We start from the raw sequence: 18184 nt of genomic DNA, 5'->3' as shown, positions 1-18184 counted from the left end.
AACGGCTTCACGCCTCGTTTAGGGTTATATCCAAACTCTAAAAACTACTTTCTTTACTATGAAACCAAATTCCATTCACCGACTGATTGATGAGCTTCTTGATAGGCTTGCTGTTTATCGAAAAGAACACGTTATTTCATCTCATATTTCATACAAGTATGAATTAGAAAAGAGAATTGAAGATTTAGAAACTAAAATCAATTTTTTGAGAGAACTTCCAGTAGAAGAACAAAATGAAATAAGTCGTGAAGAGCTAGAAAAACTTTTAGCTTCTCTTCCTCTCAACTTTAATGAATTTGAATGGCAAAGATTTGAAAATGCAGGAATAAATATCAACATTATCATCAATCAGATTGAAGAGAAAAAAATCAATCGCATTCTAACCGAACTTCCCAACAACGAAAAGTTTGAAGGACGAGAAAAAGAACTTACAGAAATTAGAGAAAAAATATCAGTACATAAAAGCGTTTCTATTGTCAGTATAAACGGAATTGGTGGAATTGGAAAATCAGCACTTTCAAAGGCTTTTTTCTTAGAACATTACAAAAAATACGATTACTGTTTATTTCTAAAGGGACAATCTAACATACACGACACGCTAAATAACTATACACTTTTAGAAAATCTAGGCATTTCTGAAAAGGTAAATGCTGTTCCTCCTCAAACTCCTAACAGACAAGAAAAGATATTTGAAATGATAAAAAGCGAGCTTTCCAACTTAGAAGGAAAAAAGCTGCTACTCATTGATGATGCTTCTCCAAACGCTCATTTGCTTAAAAATCTGACCTCGGCAGGGTGGGAAATATTGACTACTTCTCGCCAGCATATTGATTTTATGGAATCTTTTGAGCTTCTACAAGCTACTCCGAAAGATGCTGTCGCTATTTTTTGTGTTTATTATGGAAAAAGTATAGACAGTTTTGATGAAACGATACAAGAACAAGTACGAAATATCGTAAATCGTTTGGCATATCACCCTTTAGCGATAGAATTAGTAGCCAAAAATATCAAACGAAAAAACTGGACATTTGAAGAAACCAATCAAAAACTAGCCGAAAAAGGATTAAATATCGATAATCATACAAAACTCACGACCGAACATAGTGGAGAACAGCGAATAAAAGATATTTTTGAGTATTTGCTTGAAATATTTCCTTTAGAAAATCTTACCGAAGAAGAAACAAAACTGCTCAATCTATACAGCATTTTGCCCAACTTATCTGTTACAAAACAAACTTGGAAAACACTATTAGGCAATACAGAAGATTACTGGCAGGAATTATCTACTGAACTCAATGAGAAAGGGCTTATAAACCAAAACGGAAAAGCTTTTGAAATTCACGCTCTCTTGGCTGAAATTGTTAGGTATAAGAATGAGACAGAGCTTTATGCTGACTGTTATCAAGCCATAATTAATTTAATAGATAAATTAAATTGGAGAGATAATCCTAGTTATAACTATGAAAATTATAAATATACCTCTATTTATATTGCTATTACAGAAAATATAGTAAGCTATTGTGAAGAAGTATTTCTCAAACTTGGCATTAATTTTTCGTCTCATAAGGGAACTGAAATAGCTTTATTAATGGAACGAATAGGAAGCTTTTATAAAAAAATGGGTAATTTAAATAAAGAATTGTTTTTCTATAAAAAGTCTCATAAAGCATACCAAGTAGCATTAAAAAATAGTCAAGAAAAATTAGAGTTTTTGAATGGTCTAGCTCTTTCTAAGCAAAACTTGGGTCAAACGTACATGTCGTTAGGAGAAACAACAACAGCTCTTCAATTTTCTATGGAAACAGTTACAATGTATGAAGAGACTTTGGAAAAGTATAGTAATAGTGAACATTTAATTTATAGTTTGGCTATTGCATACCAAAAAGTAGGAGAAATCTATCAACATTTAACGCAATTAGACAAAGCATTGGAGTTTTTTGAAAAATTCAATTACCTAATGAATAAATTATACACATCTTATCAAGATGACATAAATATAAAACATGCATTTGCAGTTTCGTGCGAAAAGTTAGGTACTTTATACTATAATTTGAAATATTACGAAAAAGCCTTGTTCTTACTTAAGGAAAGACATAAGTTAGGTATCGAACTTAGTGCAAGTAACCCTGATAACGTTGATTTTAAAAATGGTTTAGCGATTTCATGTGCTGTATTGGGAAAAGTGCAAATTTCATTAGGTAGCATTAAAAAAGGTCATGAATTGCTTGTAAAGTATAACAATTTGATGGTAGATCTTAATGAGAATTATGGAAATAATGTAAACTTCAGAAGTGGACTTGCAGACTCCTATTTTGCTTTGGGAGAAGTGCAAGAGGCAGCTAAAAATTATTCTAAGGCTAGATATTACTATTCATATGCTCAGAAATTTCATAAAAATTTAGTTAAAGATTTTCCTCAATATGTTAAATTTAGAAATAATCTAAACTGGATAGAATACAGGCTCAAAGAGCTAGAAGACAAATAAAACCTCTGCCGTTGTCAGTGTCCCCACCGACGACCAAACACGACACATAATATTTTACCTTTTTCTTGTAAAAAAACTTTTCTTATTGTAGATTGTAGAACATAAAACATTTTTTAACCTCGTTGTTGTTGGAATCGTCGTTTTTGGTGTCTCCACCAACAACTAATTATCAACTTATGCCCAAAAAAATTCTTATCATAGACGATGAAGCTGCCATTCGTCATACGCTGCGAGATATTTTGGAGTACGAAAAGTACGAAATAGACGAAGCCAAAGACGGTCAGCAAGGTCTTGATATGTTGCTTATCAATAACTACGATGTGGTGCTTTGTGATATTAAAATGCCTAAAATGGACGGCATAGAAGTATTACAAAAAGCCGTAGAACTAGGCAGGGAAAGTGCCTTTATTATGATTTCGGCACATGGAAACATCGAAACTGCCGTAGAATGCACCAAAAAAGGAGCGTTTGATTTTATCGAAAAACCACCAGATTTGAACCGTCTTTTGGTAACGATTCGTAATGCGATGGAAAAAACCAAACTCGTTACGGAGACCAAAACGCTCAAGAAAAAAGTACCCAAAACCATCGACATCATTGGAGAATCACAAGCCATTCAAGATGTAAAAGAAACGATTGAAAAAGTTGCGCCTACGGATGCTCGTGTAATGGTAACAGGTCCTAATGGCTCTGGTAAAGAATTGGTAGCTAAGTGGTTACACGAAAAAAGTGAACGCTCTGCTCATCTTTTAGTAGAGGTAAACTGTGCTGCCATTCCAGCCGAACTGATAGAAAGTGAACTTTTCGGACACGAAAAAGGCTCATTTACATCAGCTATCAAACAGCGTATCGGAAAGTTTGAACTAGCAGACAAAGGAACGTTATTTCTTGATGAAATTGGAGATATGAGCCTTTCGGCACAAGCAAAAGTTTTGCGTGCGCTACAAGAACACAAAATTACTCGTGTGGGTGGCGATAAGGAAATTAAAGTTAATGTGCGTGTGGTAGCTGCAACAAATAAAGACCTCAAAGAAGAAATCAAGAAAGGCAACTTTAGAGAAGATTTATACCATCGTTTGGGTGTAATTTTGATAAAAGTTCCACCTCTAAATGAACGCAGAGAAGACATTCCTCTTTTGGTAGAACACTTTTTAGAACAAATTGCTGGCGAGTATGGCGAACCTAAAAAGAAAATTGATGCAGCAGCTATTAAAGAGCTTCAACAACACGACTGGACAGGTAATATTCGTGAACTTCGAAACGTTGTGGAACGCCTTATTATTATGAGTGGAAAATCAATTACTATTGATGATGTGAAGAAGCACGCTTGATTTAATGGACAGTTGAAAATGGAGAATTAAGTAATTATGCCTTACAATTTTGTTACTTTTAAATGTTAGTGCAATTTTCTAAAAAGCTAGTTTCAACTTTGTCAATGGTCTTTTTCGAAGAAAAATCAGACCTTGACAATAGTTGTTACGAAACAAATTGCACTCATCAATTACTTAATAACTTAAAACCGTCTTCTGTTGAACACAAAAGACGGTTTTTTCTTTTAAATTTATGTTATAAACGAGGGTCAACACCTTCACTTTCTAATGCCAAAACTCCAAAAACGCATTGATGAATATTTCTCAATGGTTCTTTTCTAATGAATCGTTCTAAAGATTCTATTCCTAATGAAAGCTCATCTATGGCAAGCTCTCGCTTTTTCTTTACAAAACGATTTTTGAGTTTTTCTAAATTTTCTGGCGTGTCGTATTCTGCACCGTAGATAATTCTCAAATACTCACTTCCTCTGCATTTCATGGCTGGCTGAATTAGTTTCCCCTTGTGCCTGTTGAGATAATTTATTGGCTTTACGACCATTCCCTCTCCTCCTTTTTTAGTCATAGAAAGCCACCAATCTATCGCTTTTTGTTTTTCCTCTTCGTTATCCAAATCCACAAACAAGTGATTTGTAACTTGAAGATAAGTAGAGTTTTGTTTACAAAATGTATCAATTTCATTCAAATGCCAATTGTGCGATTTATCGAAATAAGTGGCATTTTCCGTTGCCAAAATATGAAAGGGTGCAAAGACAAGTCCTTCAATGCCATTCGTTTTTCTACAATAATTTCTATAAGACTGAATATATTTCTGAATTTGAGTTTGACGATTTTGGAACGTACTTTCAATGTTTTCCACTTCCAAGCCTCGCTTTTTTGCCTTCTCCAAAGCCTCCAATGCTCCACTGATTCCCAAACTGGCAGCACTTCCCACAGCTGCATACTGACGAATAATGAGTTCTTTTGCCTTCGCACTCCACGGCAGCAGTTCGCCATCTAGGCAAACCCATTCTGTACCATGTTTTTCCCAAAAATTAGATTTTGTAAGTGCTTTATGAATCTCTGTCAAAAAAGCATTTTCGTGTTCTGATTCATTGAAAAAATGTCTTCCTGTTCGTGTATAAATAATTCCTTTTGCTGGCTTTGAAAGCCCAAAACGAGAAATGGCTATATTTTCATCTTTACAGATAATTGCTAAAGCACGAGAACCCATGTGTTTTTCTTGACAAACCACTTTTCGAATTCCTCTTTTGTGATAATAATTGAAAACTTCGATAGGGTGTTCTAAAAAACTTTCCTCCTTGCTTGCTTCTGGTGGTGACATTGTAGGTGGTAAATGAATAAGCCACTTTGGATTAGCTGCAAAACGGCTCATTACCTCTAAGGCAGCAGCCGAATTTTCTTCTCTGATAATTACTTTTCCAAAGTCTTTGGTCTGAACAATGTATTTTCCTAAAATAGATTCAATATTGAGGGTATCATCTTGTTGTTGTTGAATGGAAAGTTGACTCTCAATGTTTTTAGCACTTATATTCCCATTTAGCTCGCTTAGTTCTAGTTCTAAAGGCTTGGCAGGGTTTTCATAAACTTTTTTGCTCTCTACACTTATCAATTCTTGTTCTGGGTAGCGCAAAGCTGTCATTTCCCCCCCAAAAACGCAGCCTGTATCGATGTTGATTGTACCATTAAGCCATTCAGCTTTAGGAACTGGCGTATGTCCATACACCACCATCGCATCACCACGATAATTCTTAGCCCAGTTATAACGTACAGGCAAACCAAATTCGTCAATTTCTCCAGTTGTTTCTCCAAACAAACAAAATGCACGCACCGAAGCCGAAGCACGACCGTGCATGTTTTCTGGCAGTCCAGCGTGAACCACTACCAGTTTCCCATCATCCAAAACATAGTGAGCAATCAGAGAAGAAAGAAAAGATTTGACTTCATTTTTAAAATTATCTCTTTGTTCTTCATCAATTTCGTCTAGTTGCAAGACTGTTTTTTCTAATCCGTGATTGAGATTTACATTTTTTCCTAATAAATACTTTTTAAGTTTATCGTCGTGATTTCCACAAACGCAAAATGCCTTCCCATCAGCTACCATATCCATCACAAGGCGCAAAACTTTTGGTGATTTGCTTCCTCTGTCTGTCAAATCTCCTAAGAAAATAACTCTTCTATTTTCTGGATGGCTGACTTTATACGTTCCTTTTTCAAAAGTATTGTTTTCCATTTTTTTGATGTCATAACCAAGTTTTTCAAGAAGCTCTGTAAGCTCATCAAAACAACCATGAACATCTCCAATGATGTCAAAAGCTCCTATTTCTTCTTTTTTATTGTTCCAAAGTTTTTGTCTTAGAAATGTATATTCTTCTCTTGGATTAATACGATGGATATAACTAAAACCTTCAAATTTGAGTGATTTTAGAGATTGTTTATAGTCGTTGTATTGTTTGTCAATAACACTTTTAGGAAAGTTTCTATCATTTCGATTTTCGTGTCTTTCTAATAAGACTTTGATAGGATTATCCAACACCACAGCCACAGCAAGCGCATAATTATCTTTTGCCAACTGGACAAGTTTTGCACGGTCATCTTTACGAATGTTAAGCGCATCAATAACGACCAATTTTCCAAGTTCCAAGCGTTTTTTTGCTAAAAAATGAACTACTTCAAAGGCTTCTTTTGTAACAGAGAGATTATTTTCGTCATCTGAAATCAAGGCTCTGCAGTTGTCGGAAGAAATAACTTCAGTAGGTAAAAAATGCTTTTTAGCAAAGGTAGATTTTCCAGAACTACTTGCTCCAATGAGCATTACCAAAGCAATTTCTGGAATTTTGAGTGTATTTTTTGATTCTTTATTCATTTTTATGTTTATGAATTGCTCGTTAGAAGACAAGCAATGGTAGTTTCTTATTCAATGAAAATTAATGAGCTTTATTGTTGCTCATGTTTCACGAGCAAACTGCAAGCCTCACACATTAAAGTGTGTACTACAACTTGAAAAGTACGGTTTGAGAAGGTGCGCCTACGTTTTCTATTTCTTCTCCCACAGGAAAAATTTCAAAATCATAGCCATAGTTTTTTGAAATTTTCTGACACCAGTTTTTAAACTCTTCTCTTGACCATTCAAAGCGATGGTCGTCGTGTCTAAACTCATCGGCATAGAGTTTTTCAAAAAGAACATTATATTCCGAATTTGGAGTAGAAAGAACTACTGTTTTGGGACGAGCATAGCCAAAAATATTTTTCTCAAATACTTCCAAACGTTCCTCATCAATATGTTCTATAACCTCAACAAGCGCAATCGCATCGTAATCTAAAAATCGCTCATCTTGATATGTAACTGAGCTTTGAAACAATGTTATTTTTTCCTTAATATAAGGTGAAGCCGTGTCTAAATACAATTTTTCATTAGCTTTTTGAAGTTCTGAAAAGGCTACATCTGTTCCTCCAATTTTTTGAAACTGTGAATCTTTCAAAAGTAATTTCAACAACTTTCCCTCTCCACATCCTACATCCAATACACTCTTAGCATCGCTCTTTTTTAGAAGTTGAAAGGCTTTGAGCAGTCTTTTTTGATGAAGATTAGGCTCTTTTTCTTTTTTTTGAATTGTATTTACATCTTCTTCGTCTTGCAAAAGATTAAGTTTAGCAGAATAAGTCAGTTCTGGAATATATTTTAAAAAACGTTTTACAATCCACTCTTTTTCTGGGTGTGTATCTAACCAACCTTTTCCACGTCTTTTTAATAGGTCAATTTCTCCTTCTGCAATCCAATAATGACGTTGATTATCCAAAACCAAAATAAAGACATAGAGTTGTGAGAGCAATTCTTGCAAAGTCGTTGTTTTTTTAAGAGAAAGTGTAAGTGTTTTGCTTGTTCCCCACTCTGTAAATTGACTATCCAAATCATACCTTTCATATTCAATTTCATAACCTAAAGGCTTAAAAAGTTTTTCTAGTTGTTCTTCATTTTCTACATTGACAGCGTGAAGTCTTACCTCAAAAGGCATTTTTGTAGAAGGCAGTTCTGGACGAGTATGACACGTTCCATTGATAGCAGAGCCAAAGGATTTTACAATAGCTGTACTCATAAAAGAGTTACTCGTATAGGTTCGGTCATTTACATAATTTTCCTTCAAAAAATGACGCATTCCTTTCTTATTCTTTATTACCTCAATCGGATTAATGTCTAGCAGAAGACAAGCTGTACAACGATTTTGATTCGCTTCTGAATAAAAAATATGAGCTTTTCCAACAGCTAATTTCTTTTCTTGAATATTATCTGGATGTTTATGGAGCAAAAAACCCAAGTCCGTTGCAGGAGTGTGGGTAGTTGTGATTTCTAATAGCATAAAGATTGTTGTGTATAGAAAAGTTTTATCTACTTTAAAATGATAGATAAGGCTGAAATCGAAATAAAAGTTCCTTTAGTTAGATGTTTGTAGAGTAGAAATTTCTTCTTCTTGTATGTCTGTTGAATCAAGAGAGGTGTTTTTTGAAGGGAGCGTAAACCAAAATGTTGTGCCTTCTCCTTCTTTAGTTTCTACACCTATTTCGCCTTTGTTTTGCTCTACAAATTCTTTACAAATAATTAGTCCTAATCCTGTTCCTTTTTCGCCCTCTGTTCCTTTTGTAGAGTATTTATTATCTAATTTGAATAGCTTTTTAGCTACTTCTTGAGGCATACCAACCCCTGTATCGCTAACCGATATTTTTACAAAGTTCTTTTTATCCTGCCACTCTGCCTCTACTCTTATTTTACCTTCTCTTGGTGTAAATTTTATTGCATTTGAAACCAAATTTCTCAATATTGTAAAAACAGCATTTTCATCGGCAAATACTACCTTTTCCTCTATATTAATACATCTTGCATCTATCTGTTTTTCTTCTATTTGAGGTATCAATATATCACACATTTTATCTACTATTTCCTTTACCTCTACATTTTTAGGCTTGATTTCAACAGCTTTCATCTGTATTCTTGACCAAGAGAGTAGGTCTTCTAAAAATTTGTATAGATTGTCTAGTGTGCGTTCTTGGTCAGCAGCCATACTTATTATTTCCTCTTTTGGAAGTTTTTCTCCGAAAGTAGCAATAAGATGAGAATATCCCTTCAAAGAATTTAGAGGACCTTTGAGGTCGTGAGCTACGATAGAAAAAAAACGGTCTTTTGTCTTATTAATGGCATTGAGTTCATTTCTTGACTCTGTAAGTTGCTGATTTATAGACTGTAACTTTTGATTTTGTTTTTGAATGGAATCACTCTGTTGTTTAAGGATTTTCTGTGTGCGTTCTCCATAACGATAACGGTTGTAGATAAGAAATGCAATTATTCCTAAGGTAATGACAGCTATTAAGCCCACAATATTAAACATTTGTGCCTTTTCTACCTCTGCTTGTTGTTGTAATTGTTTTTCTCGCTGGTTCATCTCCAACATATCAATCTCCTGTCGATGCCTTTCTTGTTCGAATTGCATTTGAAGGCTATTGATTTTTCGAATAGAGAGTTCATTGTTTACCGAATCCTTATAAGCCAAGTATTTCCTATAATAATTTAAAGCCATCTTTGCTTTTTGGTTCTTTTCATACAGGTTGGCAAAAGAAAAATAGACTTGTTTGTACAGTAGATTGTTGTTTAGCGACAGAGCAGTGGTTTCTGCACGTTTTAAAAACAACTCTGCTTTATCATAAGAGCCTTCTGCACTATAAATATCTCCTAAACGGATAGATAACAAAATAGCTTGCTGCTTCTCTCCTAATACTTCAGCAATTTGTAATGCTTCAAAAGCATATTCTTTGGCAAGGTTGTATTCAAATTGTGTAAAATAAAGTTCAGAATATAAGTCGTAGGTAGCCAACAAACATTTCTTTTTTGACTTTCCTACACAAAATTCTTCCGACTTTTGGAGGTAATTTAAAGCATTTTTATAATCCTTTTTAGCAATAAATACTTTGGCTAAACCGTGAGCTGCTGTAGCTTGTGTTTTTTTATTCTCACCTTCAGTTTTACTCGCCCATTTCAAGAGTTCTGAATAGTAATATTGGGCTTCCTTGTATTGATTACTCTCTAAATATAGATTTCCTATACTTTCATAAAAATCTTCTTTGGTAAGTAAAGGCTGTTCATAACTTCGCCAAACTTCGAAAGCTCTCAAATAACTATTCAAAGCCTCTACCTTATTGCCTGTTTCATCATATATTTTACCTAATTGATGGAATAGAAATGGAGGAGTAATTTTTCTTTGTGTTACAAAATCTAAAATTTGATGTTCGATGACTTGTGCAGCCTTCAAATGTTCTCCTTTTGTCTGCAATACTTTGGCATAATGATAAGAGGCAATAGCAACTAAACGAGTAGGTACAAACTTTTGTGCCAATGTATAGCCTTTTTCGGCATATTGAAATGCCGTTTCATTATCATTTTTTATAGTCTTCATTACGATAGTATTGTAAAGATGTAACTTAATACTATCTTCATTCTGACGAAGGTCTAAGGCATGTATTAGGCTATCTAACTCTTTTACATTTTGTGAATAACCCACAGTCCAATACAAACCACTAACTAAAATAAGTGATACTATAAACTTCATAATAAAAAAACCATTTACACCATTTTTCCATAAAGAGATATTTCTTCTCTTCTGTTTCAAATAACAAGGAAAATATTGTATCAAAAATTGCATATACATGGAGTAAAATGAGCTATTATGCCAGTTACTAAAAAATGGTATTTTTACAAATTTATTCATTTAATTTTTCTTGAACAAATTGTATAATATCTGGAAAAAACAGTAAAAAATCATTTTCAATAGTCGAATAATTTTGTTTCAAAAAGTCAAATGCTTCGTGCAAATGTGTTGCATATTTTGCTCTTCTTGAGAGTCCATTTAAGGACTGTTCCATACCGTATAGCGTAGAATAATGAAAGAGCCAATCTTGTTTTTTCATTCTCAAAAATACTTGTTGTGCTAATGAGGGTAATAGTTCATAATTTTTTTCTAGTGTTTGATAAATAAATACTGCAAAACTAGATAACTCACTATCTTTACTTTGATTTTCAAAATTATATTTATTAAAATGTACTCCTAGAAAGTGGTCATAATAAATATCTGTAATAACAGGCGCATATTTTCTAAAACTCTTGTGCAAACGTTGGTTGGTTTGTAATACCACTGGGTGTTTGTCTGTAAAGGTATCTATCTGCCTATGTAGCAAAATACCTTTAGCTACTTCATTTGGATAGTTTTTATATTGCTTTCCTCGTACAAAATCTCCTAAAAAATTACCAACAATTATATTTTCTATTTCATTGGATAAGAAAAAATGGGCGAGAAAATTCATGTAAAAAAATTGAAAGATAGCTAGAAAATGTTATCAGAGTTTTACAGGCTGGTTTGTAAAGTAAAACACTAAGTTTTTGATTCAAACAAAGTCTTTTTAATTTTTCCCATCAGACTAGAAGTCTGACCTACGTAAATAACTATGATAATCATTAGAGTAAAAAATGATGTTACCTAATTCAAGATAAGCAAAATAAATGAAAGTTTGTAGAGTATTCTCTGATTTTTTATTCAAATAATACAAATTAGTCTTTCTATAAAGCGATTGATCTAAATTTTTATTGTAGTATGAGAGTTTTTTTCTATCTTTCACTAAACAACACTTCAAAGATAAACTCAAAGACAAAGAAAATAAAACCCAACTTTGTAGTCATTATAATTTATGTCATTTTCTATAAAAAGTCATTTTTCGTTTTTTCTCCGTGTTATTTTTCTCCTCTTTTTTGTTTTTCAAAATACATTCGTACTGGAAAACCAAAAGACAACAGGGTTATATGCCCAAACTCCTATCTTAGAGTGGCGTTTTGATAAAATTACTTCACAAGATGGCTTGTCTCAAAACACTGTAACTTGCATGCTGCAAGACAACTTAGGATTTATTTGGATGGGTACACAAAATGGTTTGAACAGATACGATGCTAGTAGTTTCAAAATCTACAAACCTCAAAAAAATAAAACCTCACTTCCCGACAATCATATTACCTACCTACTACAAACCGAAGATAATTTTATTTGGATTGGTACACAAAATGGAGGATTAGCAAGGCTAAATACTATCACAGAAGAATTTGAAACATTTTCACACAATTCGCAAAACCCTCTTAGTCTGAGTGCAGGAATAGTTACTTGTATCTTAGAAGACTCTAAAGGGAGGCTTTGGGTAGGAACTTCTGTTGGTGGACTAAACCTTTTTAATCCAACTTCAAAAACCTTTGACCATTATAGAAACGATGAAAAAAATCAGAATTCTATTGCACAAAATCATATTACTGACCTCATTGAAGATTACCAAAAACGACTTTGGGTAGCCACAGCAGACGGAGGGCTAGACCGTTTTGAAGAAAGTGAAAATAAGTTCGTACACTTCAGACCTAGCATTTATGGTAGCAGTTCTAGCGCACCAAGTAGTGAGCAAATTGTAGGGTTAGAAGTTTTAAATAATACAAACTCAAAAAACACAGCACTTTCCAACAAATTATGGGTAGCCACTCGGGATGGTGGTATAAATATTTTAGACTTAGATACTGAAATATTTACTGTGTTGGAAGCAAATGAAAAAAGAACTATTGATAAAGCTGGAAAGCCTACAACAAGCAATCTTTTTTCTGGGAAAATAGTTACCACCTTCAAGAGTTTTGAAAATGAGATTTTTGTAGGCACGCAAGAAGATGGTGTTTTGATTATAAACGCTCTGACAAATCAGATAAAAAGACTAGAATCTAACCCTTCCTTGCGTTATTCGTTGAGTAACAATCATATTACAAGTATTTTTAAAGACAATCAGAATAGTATTTGGATAGGAACTCTTGCTGAAGGAGTAAATAAATTCAATCCTATTAAAAATAAATTTGCCCACTTCAGAGAAGAAGCAGACAAAACAGGTAGCCTTCCAGACAGTAGAATCACCAGCATTATTAAATCAAAAAACAATAATCTTTGGATTGGAACAGCAAGTGGAGGTGTAGCTGTTTTGCTTAAAGAAAATATAAAGGAACGTATTTTCAAAACCTATCAGCATAGGGAAAACGACAAAACAACGATTGCTAGTGATAAAGTTTCTGTTATTTATGAAGACCATCAAAATCAAATTTGGATAGGTACATCAGAAGGCTTAGAAAAATTTAATGCTGACAAAAATATTTTTGAAGAAGTAGTATTATATAATGAAAAACTTAGTCAGAGCAATAAACTATCCGTAAAAGCTATCCATCAAGATACTAAAAATAATTATTGGATAGGCTTGTATCAACAAGGATTATTGAAAATTTCGCCTACTGGAGAAACCAAACTTTTTAAAACCGAACCTTACAACGACTTTAGTTTGAGTAATGATTATGTCAGAGTAATCTTTGAAGACCGTATCGGAAATCTTTGGATAGGTACAGAAGATGGACTAAATCTCTATGATAATTCTCCAAATAGTGAAAAGTTTGTGCGTTATATGCACCAAATAGAAAACCCAAATAGCATTAGTAACGATGAGATTTTATCAATTACAGAAGATGACAATGGTAATATTTGGGTGGGTACAGCCAATGGTTTGAATAAGTTTGATGTCAAAAATGGAATTTTTACTACTCTTACTGAAAAAGAAGGATTGCCTAACAACATTATTCATGGCGTAGTTTGTGATTTGCAAAACCGTATTTGGGTTAGTACAAGCCAAGGGATAGCAGAGCTTGACCCTTATTCCAAAACTATTCGCTCTTATGATATTTCTGATGGTTTACAGAGTAACGAGTTTATTTCGGGTTCGTCTTTTCAAGAAAAAATTATAGTAGATGGAGAGGAAAAACAAGGATTTATCTATTTTGGTGGAATAAATGGTTACAACCGTTTTAATCCTGATAGTTTGAGCTACAATACTGATGTTCCCAAACTTGTTTTTACACAGTTCTCACTTTTCAATCAACCTTTATCTCCTTCTAATAAAGATTCTTATTTGGAAAAAACTATTCCTTATACAAATCAAATTGAGCTACCCTACGATGCCAATGTTTTTTCTATTGAATTTTCAGTTTTAGATTTTATTGCTCCACACAAAACTACCTACTCTTATTATTTGGAAGGATTTGACAAAGAGTGGCACACTACAAGCCGTAATTTTGTTACTTATACCAATCTTGCCTCTGGAAATTATACTTTGAAAGTAAAAGGCTCTAATAGCGATGGAATTTGGAACGATACAGGCATTGAGATGAGTATTATTGTAACGCCTCCGTTTTGGCGTACGTGGTGGTTTATTTCACTTAGTTTTTTCTTTTCCTTAGCTGCTGTTATTGGGGGTTATAGAATCAGAACGTATCAGATACAAGAACAAAAACGTCGCTTGGAATATCAAGTAGAAGAGCGTACTAACGAACTAGCTGAAAAAACGTGGGAACTAGAAAATCAGACCAAACAACTTGAAAGCCAAAATGCACTTTTAGAAAAACAATCGAAGGAAATACAAGTGGCTTACGATAATGTAAATACGCTTAGTGAAGTAGGACAAAAAATTACTTCTACCTTAGATATGCGACAAATGATAGAAACGGTTTTTCAGAATGTAAGCAATCTTATGCCTGTCGATAGATTTGGAATTGGTGTTTTCAATGAAGAGTCTCAGCGAATAGAATTTCCGTTTTTTGTGGAAGAAGAAACCTATTTTCCGTTTCATACAAAGTCGTTGAGAGATAAAAAACGACTTTCTGTAATTTGTTATGAAAATCAAAAGGAAATCTGTATCAATGATTTTGAAAAGGAGAATAAAAATTATGGCACAGACGGAATTGAAATGGAACTTGGCAAAACTCCAAAATCAGCAGCCTATTTTCCTTTGAGTGTAGAGCAGCACGCCATTGGTATTCTTACTGTACAGAGTTTTCAAAAAAATGCCTATTCTGAGCAGCAGCTTACTATTTTGCGTTCTTTGGCAGCCTATACTTCGATTGCCTTAGACAATGCAAGAGCATACAAAACCATTGAGACCAACAACCGAAACATTACTGACTCTATTCGTTATGCGCTTACCATTCAGCAAGCCATGTTGCCAGAGAGAGAATTATTAAGTTCTCTCTTTGAAGAACACTTTGTTATCTTCAAGCCTCTTTCTATGGTTTCGGGAGATTTTTATTGGGTAACTAAAGTAGAAAACAGAACGTATGCAGCCATTATTGATTGTACAGGACATGGCGTACCAGGTGGTTTTATGTCTGTTATTGGAAAAACACTTTTAGATGAGATTGTGCAAACACAACAAATCAAAGAACCTGCAAAAGTTTTAGAGATTTTAGATAAAAACACTCGTGCTGTTTTGAAGCAAGACCAGACTTCTAACGACGATGGAATGGACATTGCTCTTTTTTGTATAGAGGATAGCCCAACAGACGAAAAAATCAAAATTACATTTTCAGGAGCAAAGCGTCCGTTATATTATGTAGAGGATTCAAAAATAGAAGTTATAAAAGGCGACCGTCGTTCTATTGGAGGACGATTGAGAAATAATCCTATTCCATTTACAAATAATGAGTGTTTGGTAAAAAAAGGAACACAAATTTATCTTACCACAGATGGTTTTGCAGACCAGCCCAATACAGAACGCAAAAAAATAGGGTCTTTAGGGCTAAGAAAATTTATAGAACACAATGCCTCTAATGACATGGAAAAACAGCGCATGAATCTGTTGAAACTACTAAGAGAACATCAACAAGAAAGCGCACAAGTAGATGATATTAGTCTGATTGGTTTGAGAGTTTGATAAAAACTCGTAAAAGTTACTTTTTAAGCGTGTAAGGAAAAGGCATTCCTTTTCCTTACAAATGCAAACTACACAATCATTTTTTCAATCGGAACAACTAAAATTCCTTCTGCACCTGCATCTTTTAGCGCATCTATCTTATTCCAAAAATCGTCTTCATTGATAACTGTATGAACAGAAACCCAGTTTTCATCAGCCAAAGGCATAACTGTTGGGCTTTTCAAACCAGGGAGAACAGAAATAACCTCTTCTACTTTGGATTTCGGAGCATTCAGAAGAATATATTTATTTTTATTAGAACGCCTTACAGACTGCATTCTGAACAAAAGTTTTTCAAAGTTTTTGCGTTTTTCTCCATTAAAAGTTGGATTAGCTACCAATACAGCTTCTGACTTCAAAACGGTCTCTACTTCTTTTAGTCCGTTGCTTAAAAGCGTGCTTCCAGAACTTACAATATCACAAACACCTTCTGAAAGTCCGATACTTGGAGCAATTTCAACCGAACCACTAATCATGTGAATTTCAGCATTGACATTTTTTTCTTTGAAATAATCTGCCAAAATTTTTGGGTAAGATGTAGCTATGCGTTTTCCATCAAAAAATGAAACATCTTTATATTCTGTTGCTCTAGGAACAGCAAGTGAAAGACGGCATTTTGCAAAGCCTAGTTTGTCGATAAGTTCTAGCTTTTTACCTTTTTCAAGCATTACATTTTCGCCAATGATTCCCACATCTGCTACACCATCTTGTACGTATTCTGGAATATCATCATCTCTTAAAAATAAAATTTCTAAAGGAAAATTAGAGGCTTCTGCACGAAGCGCATTAGGGCTTGTCGTGATTTGGATTCCACATTCTTTGAGTAAAGCCAGTGATTTTTCACTCAAACGACCTGATTTTTGTATCGCTATTTTCAAACGATTAGAAGAAATAGACATGGATTTGTATCTGTTCGGGTTAATAAATTTTGTTTTAGTTGTTGTTTTTCCTTGATTTTTTAAAAGGCAAAACTACAAAAAAATAAAGTTATGAATATTTAAAAATCAGTAATCAATAGGGAATGAGAAGTTTATAACCTGTTTCCTTTTCAAATTTTGCTTGCCAGTCCTTTCCATACTTATCATTCATTTCTTGCAAAGCATCTTTATTGTTTCTATTTGCCCACCATACTTCATACTCTTGTACATTACAGCCTGCAATACGTTCTAAACGAAAACCATACTTTTCTGTAATAGGATTTCCCCAATCTAAATATCCATCTGGAGCAAGCTCTCCATATATTTTAAATGTTGGTATATCTTCTATGTTTGGAGAAACTATCAGATAGAATGATACAGAAAATAGGGCGACAAAAATTAGTTTTTGGTATTTCATTATCTTAAATATTTTAATGAAGTTGTTTAAGACTTGAAAGTCGGCGAAGCCAATAGAGAAAAAACAAATTATTTATGGTCTACTCTAGCGAGACTGACCTAATAGAACCAAGGTCAGACCGACAGGTCAGTACCGACAAGTGTATAAACTACATTCTTAAACAACTCTAATCTTTAAAATAAGGATGTTCTAAAATTATTTTTTCCACAAACTAACCTTCAATAAGGGCAATTATCTTTTCTTTAGCATCCGTTTTCGAAACGTCAATCCAAATAAAGTCTTTATCTTTTCTAAACCAAGTGAGTTGTCGTTTGGCAAATCGCCTAGTGTTTTGTTGAATCATTGAAATAGCCGTTTCTAAGTCCCATTTTCCATCTAAATAATCAAAAATTTCTTGATAGCCTACCGTTTTGAGTGGCAGGAGGTTTTCATGTGGTTTAAGTTTTGTTACTTCTTCTACCAAACCCATTTCTATCATTTGCAATACTCGCTGATTTATTCTTGCATAGAGTTCTTCTCTTGGTCTGTCTAAGACAATTTTTATAATCTCAAAACCTAACTCTTTTGTTCTCTCTTGCTTTCTTTTCTCACTATTTTGAGCATTTTGTTTTCTAAATTCTGAAAATGTTTTTCCTGTGCTTCTGATAATTTCTAATGCCCTAATTACTCGTTGAGGATTATGTAAATCTGCTTCTTTTGCATATTCTGCATCTTTTTCTTGTAATTCAGAAACTAGAATCTCTAAGCCTTTCTGCTCCAACTCTTGATTTAACTGCTTTCTGATTTCTTTAGGAATAGTAGGCATTTCATCGAATCCATCACAAATGGCTTGAATAAAAAGTCCTGACCCTCCTGTTAGGATAAGAACATCATTTTTTTTATTTCTAGTTTTAAAGAGATTTTGTATCAGTGGTAGAGCCTGCTTTTCAAACTGCCCTGCTGAAATTGAGTGGTGGATAGAATGAGAATCTATGAAATGATGTTGTATGACTTTTTTATCATTATTTTCATCTACAAAAATCATTTCTTGAGCAGTTGGTTTTGCCGTTCCAATGCTCATTTCTTTATAAAACTGTCGGGAGTCTGCTGATATGACTTCGGTATCAAAATGGGCTGCTAGATGGATACATAAGGCTGTTTTGCCTACAGCTGTTGCCCCTGCTATAACAAGTAATTTTTTCAAACTATATCT

At 33.8% G+C, this 18184-nt stretch carries 10 protein-coding genes; 3 read left to right on the top strand and 7 right to left on the bottom strand.

Annotated elements, in window-relative coordinates:
* The first annotated feature begins 58 nt into the window (after positions 1-58).
* Complete coding sequence (locus QZ659_RS00925) at positions 59-2485, top strand: tetratricopeptide repeat protein (RefSeq protein WP_291720497.1); 2427 nt, start codon at positions 59-61, stop codon at positions 2483-2485.
* A 176-nt stretch (positions 2486-2661) separates the two neighbouring features.
* Positions 2662-3816, top strand: coding sequence for a sigma-54-dependent transcriptional regulator (locus QZ659_RS00920; RefSeq protein ID WP_291720494.1), 1155 nt, complete (start codon positions 2662-2664; stop codon positions 3814-3816).
* Between the two features lie 235 nt (positions 3817-4051).
* On the opposite strand, the gene QZ659_RS00915 is transcribed toward QZ659_RS00920, so the two are convergent.
* From QZ659_RS00915 to QZ659_RS00900, 4 genes are all read right to left on the bottom strand, one after another.
* Positions 4052-6679, bottom strand: coding sequence for a polynucleotide kinase-phosphatase (locus QZ659_RS00915; protein ID WP_291720491.1), 2628 nt, complete (start codon positions 6677-6679; stop codon positions 4052-4054).
* 127 nt (positions 6680-6806) lie between these two features.
* Entirely contained in the window at positions 6807-8171 is a 1365-nt protein-coding gene (locus QZ659_RS00910) for a 3' terminal RNA ribose 2'-O-methyltransferase Hen1 (RefSeq protein ID WP_291720488.1), read from the bottom strand.
* A 75-nt stretch (positions 8172-8246) separates the two neighbouring features.
* Positions 8247-10409, bottom strand: a complete 2163-nt coding sequence (locus QZ659_RS00905; RefSeq protein WP_291720485.1) for a tetratricopeptide repeat-containing sensor histidine kinase — start codon at positions 10407-10409, stop codon at positions 8247-8249.
* 151 nt (positions 10410-10560) lie between these two features.
* On the bottom strand, positions 10561-11160 hold the full coding sequence (locus tag QZ659_RS00900) for an ACP phosphodiesterase (protein ID WP_291720482.1): 600 nt from the start codon (positions 11158-11160) through the stop codon (positions 10561-10563).
* Positions 11161-11541: 381 nt separating this feature from the next.
* On the opposite strand from QZ659_RS00900, the gene QZ659_RS00895 reads away from it, so the two are divergent.
* Positions 11542-15618, top strand: coding sequence for a two-component regulator propeller domain-containing protein (locus tag QZ659_RS00895; protein ID WP_291720479.1), 4077 nt, complete (start codon positions 11542-11544; stop codon positions 15616-15618).
* Between the two features lie 68 nt (positions 15619-15686).
* Here QZ659_RS00895 and hisG read toward each other — a convergent pair whose 3' ends face one another.
* The 3 genes from hisG to miaA form a co-directional block, all read right to left on the bottom strand.
* Positions 15687-16556 (bottom strand): ATP phosphoribosyltransferase, encoded by an 870-nt coding sequence (hisG, locus tag QZ659_RS00890; RefSeq protein WP_291720474.1) that lies wholly within the window; start codon positions 16554-16556, stop codon positions 15687-15689.
* Positions 16557-16668: 112 nt separating this feature from the next.
* Positions 16669-16992: a hypothetical protein gene (locus QZ659_RS00885; RefSeq protein WP_291720472.1), complete on the bottom strand. Its 324-nt coding sequence runs from the start codon at positions 16990-16992 to the stop codon at positions 16669-16671.
* Positions 16993-17203: 211 nt separating this feature from the next.
* Complete coding sequence (miaA, locus tag QZ659_RS00880; RefSeq protein ID WP_291720469.1) at positions 17204-18175, bottom strand: tRNA (adenosine(37)-N6)-dimethylallyltransferase MiaA; 972 nt, start codon at positions 18173-18175, stop codon at positions 17204-17206.
* Positions 18176-18184: the final 9 nt, after the last annotated feature.

The organism is Bernardetia sp. (assembly GCF_020630935.1).
In the GTDB taxonomy this organism is placed as follows: Bacteria; Bacteroidota; Bacteroidia; order Cytophagales; family Bernardetiaceae; genus Bernardetia.
The sequence above is the reverse complement of the archived record's forward strand: the minus strand, read 5'-3'. Positions and strand labels throughout refer to the sequence as shown.

What these genes read in the sequence shown, in the direction of transcription:
- QZ659_RS00925 (WP_291720497.1), top strand. Translation starts at nt 59, where the DNA reads ATGAAACCAAATTCCATTCACCGACTGATTGATGAGCTTCTTGATAGG.
- QZ659_RS00920 (WP_291720494.1), top strand. Translation starts at nt 2,662, where the DNA reads ATGCCCAAAAAAATTCTTATCATAGACGATGAAGCTGCCATTCGTCAT.
- QZ659_RS00915 (WP_291720491.1), bottom strand. Translation starts at nt 6,679, where the DNA reads ATGAATAAAGAATCAAAAAATACACTCAAAATTCCAGAAATTGCTTTG.
- QZ659_RS00910 (WP_291720488.1), bottom strand. Translation starts at nt 8,171, where the DNA reads ATGCTATTAGAAATCACAACTACCCACACTCCTGCAACGGACTTGGGT.
- QZ659_RS00905 (WP_291720485.1), bottom strand. Translation starts at nt 10,409, where the DNA reads ATGAAGTTTATAGTATCACTTATTTTAGTTAGTGGTTTGTATTGGACT.
- QZ659_RS00900 (WP_291720482.1), bottom strand. Translation starts at nt 11,160, where the DNA reads ATGAATTTTCTCGCCCATTTTTTCTTATCCAATGAAATAGAAAATATA.
- QZ659_RS00895 (WP_291720479.1), top strand. Translation starts at nt 11,542, where the DNA reads ATGTCATTTTCTATAAAAAGTCATTTTTCGTTTTTTCTCCGTGTTATT.
- hisG (WP_291720474.1), bottom strand. Translation starts at nt 16,556, where the DNA reads ATGTCTATTTCTTCTAATCGTTTGAAAATAGCGATACAAAAATCAGGT.
- QZ659_RS00885 (WP_291720472.1), bottom strand. Translation starts at nt 16,992, where the DNA reads ATGAAATACCAAAAACTAATTTTTGTCGCCCTATTTTCTGTATCATTC.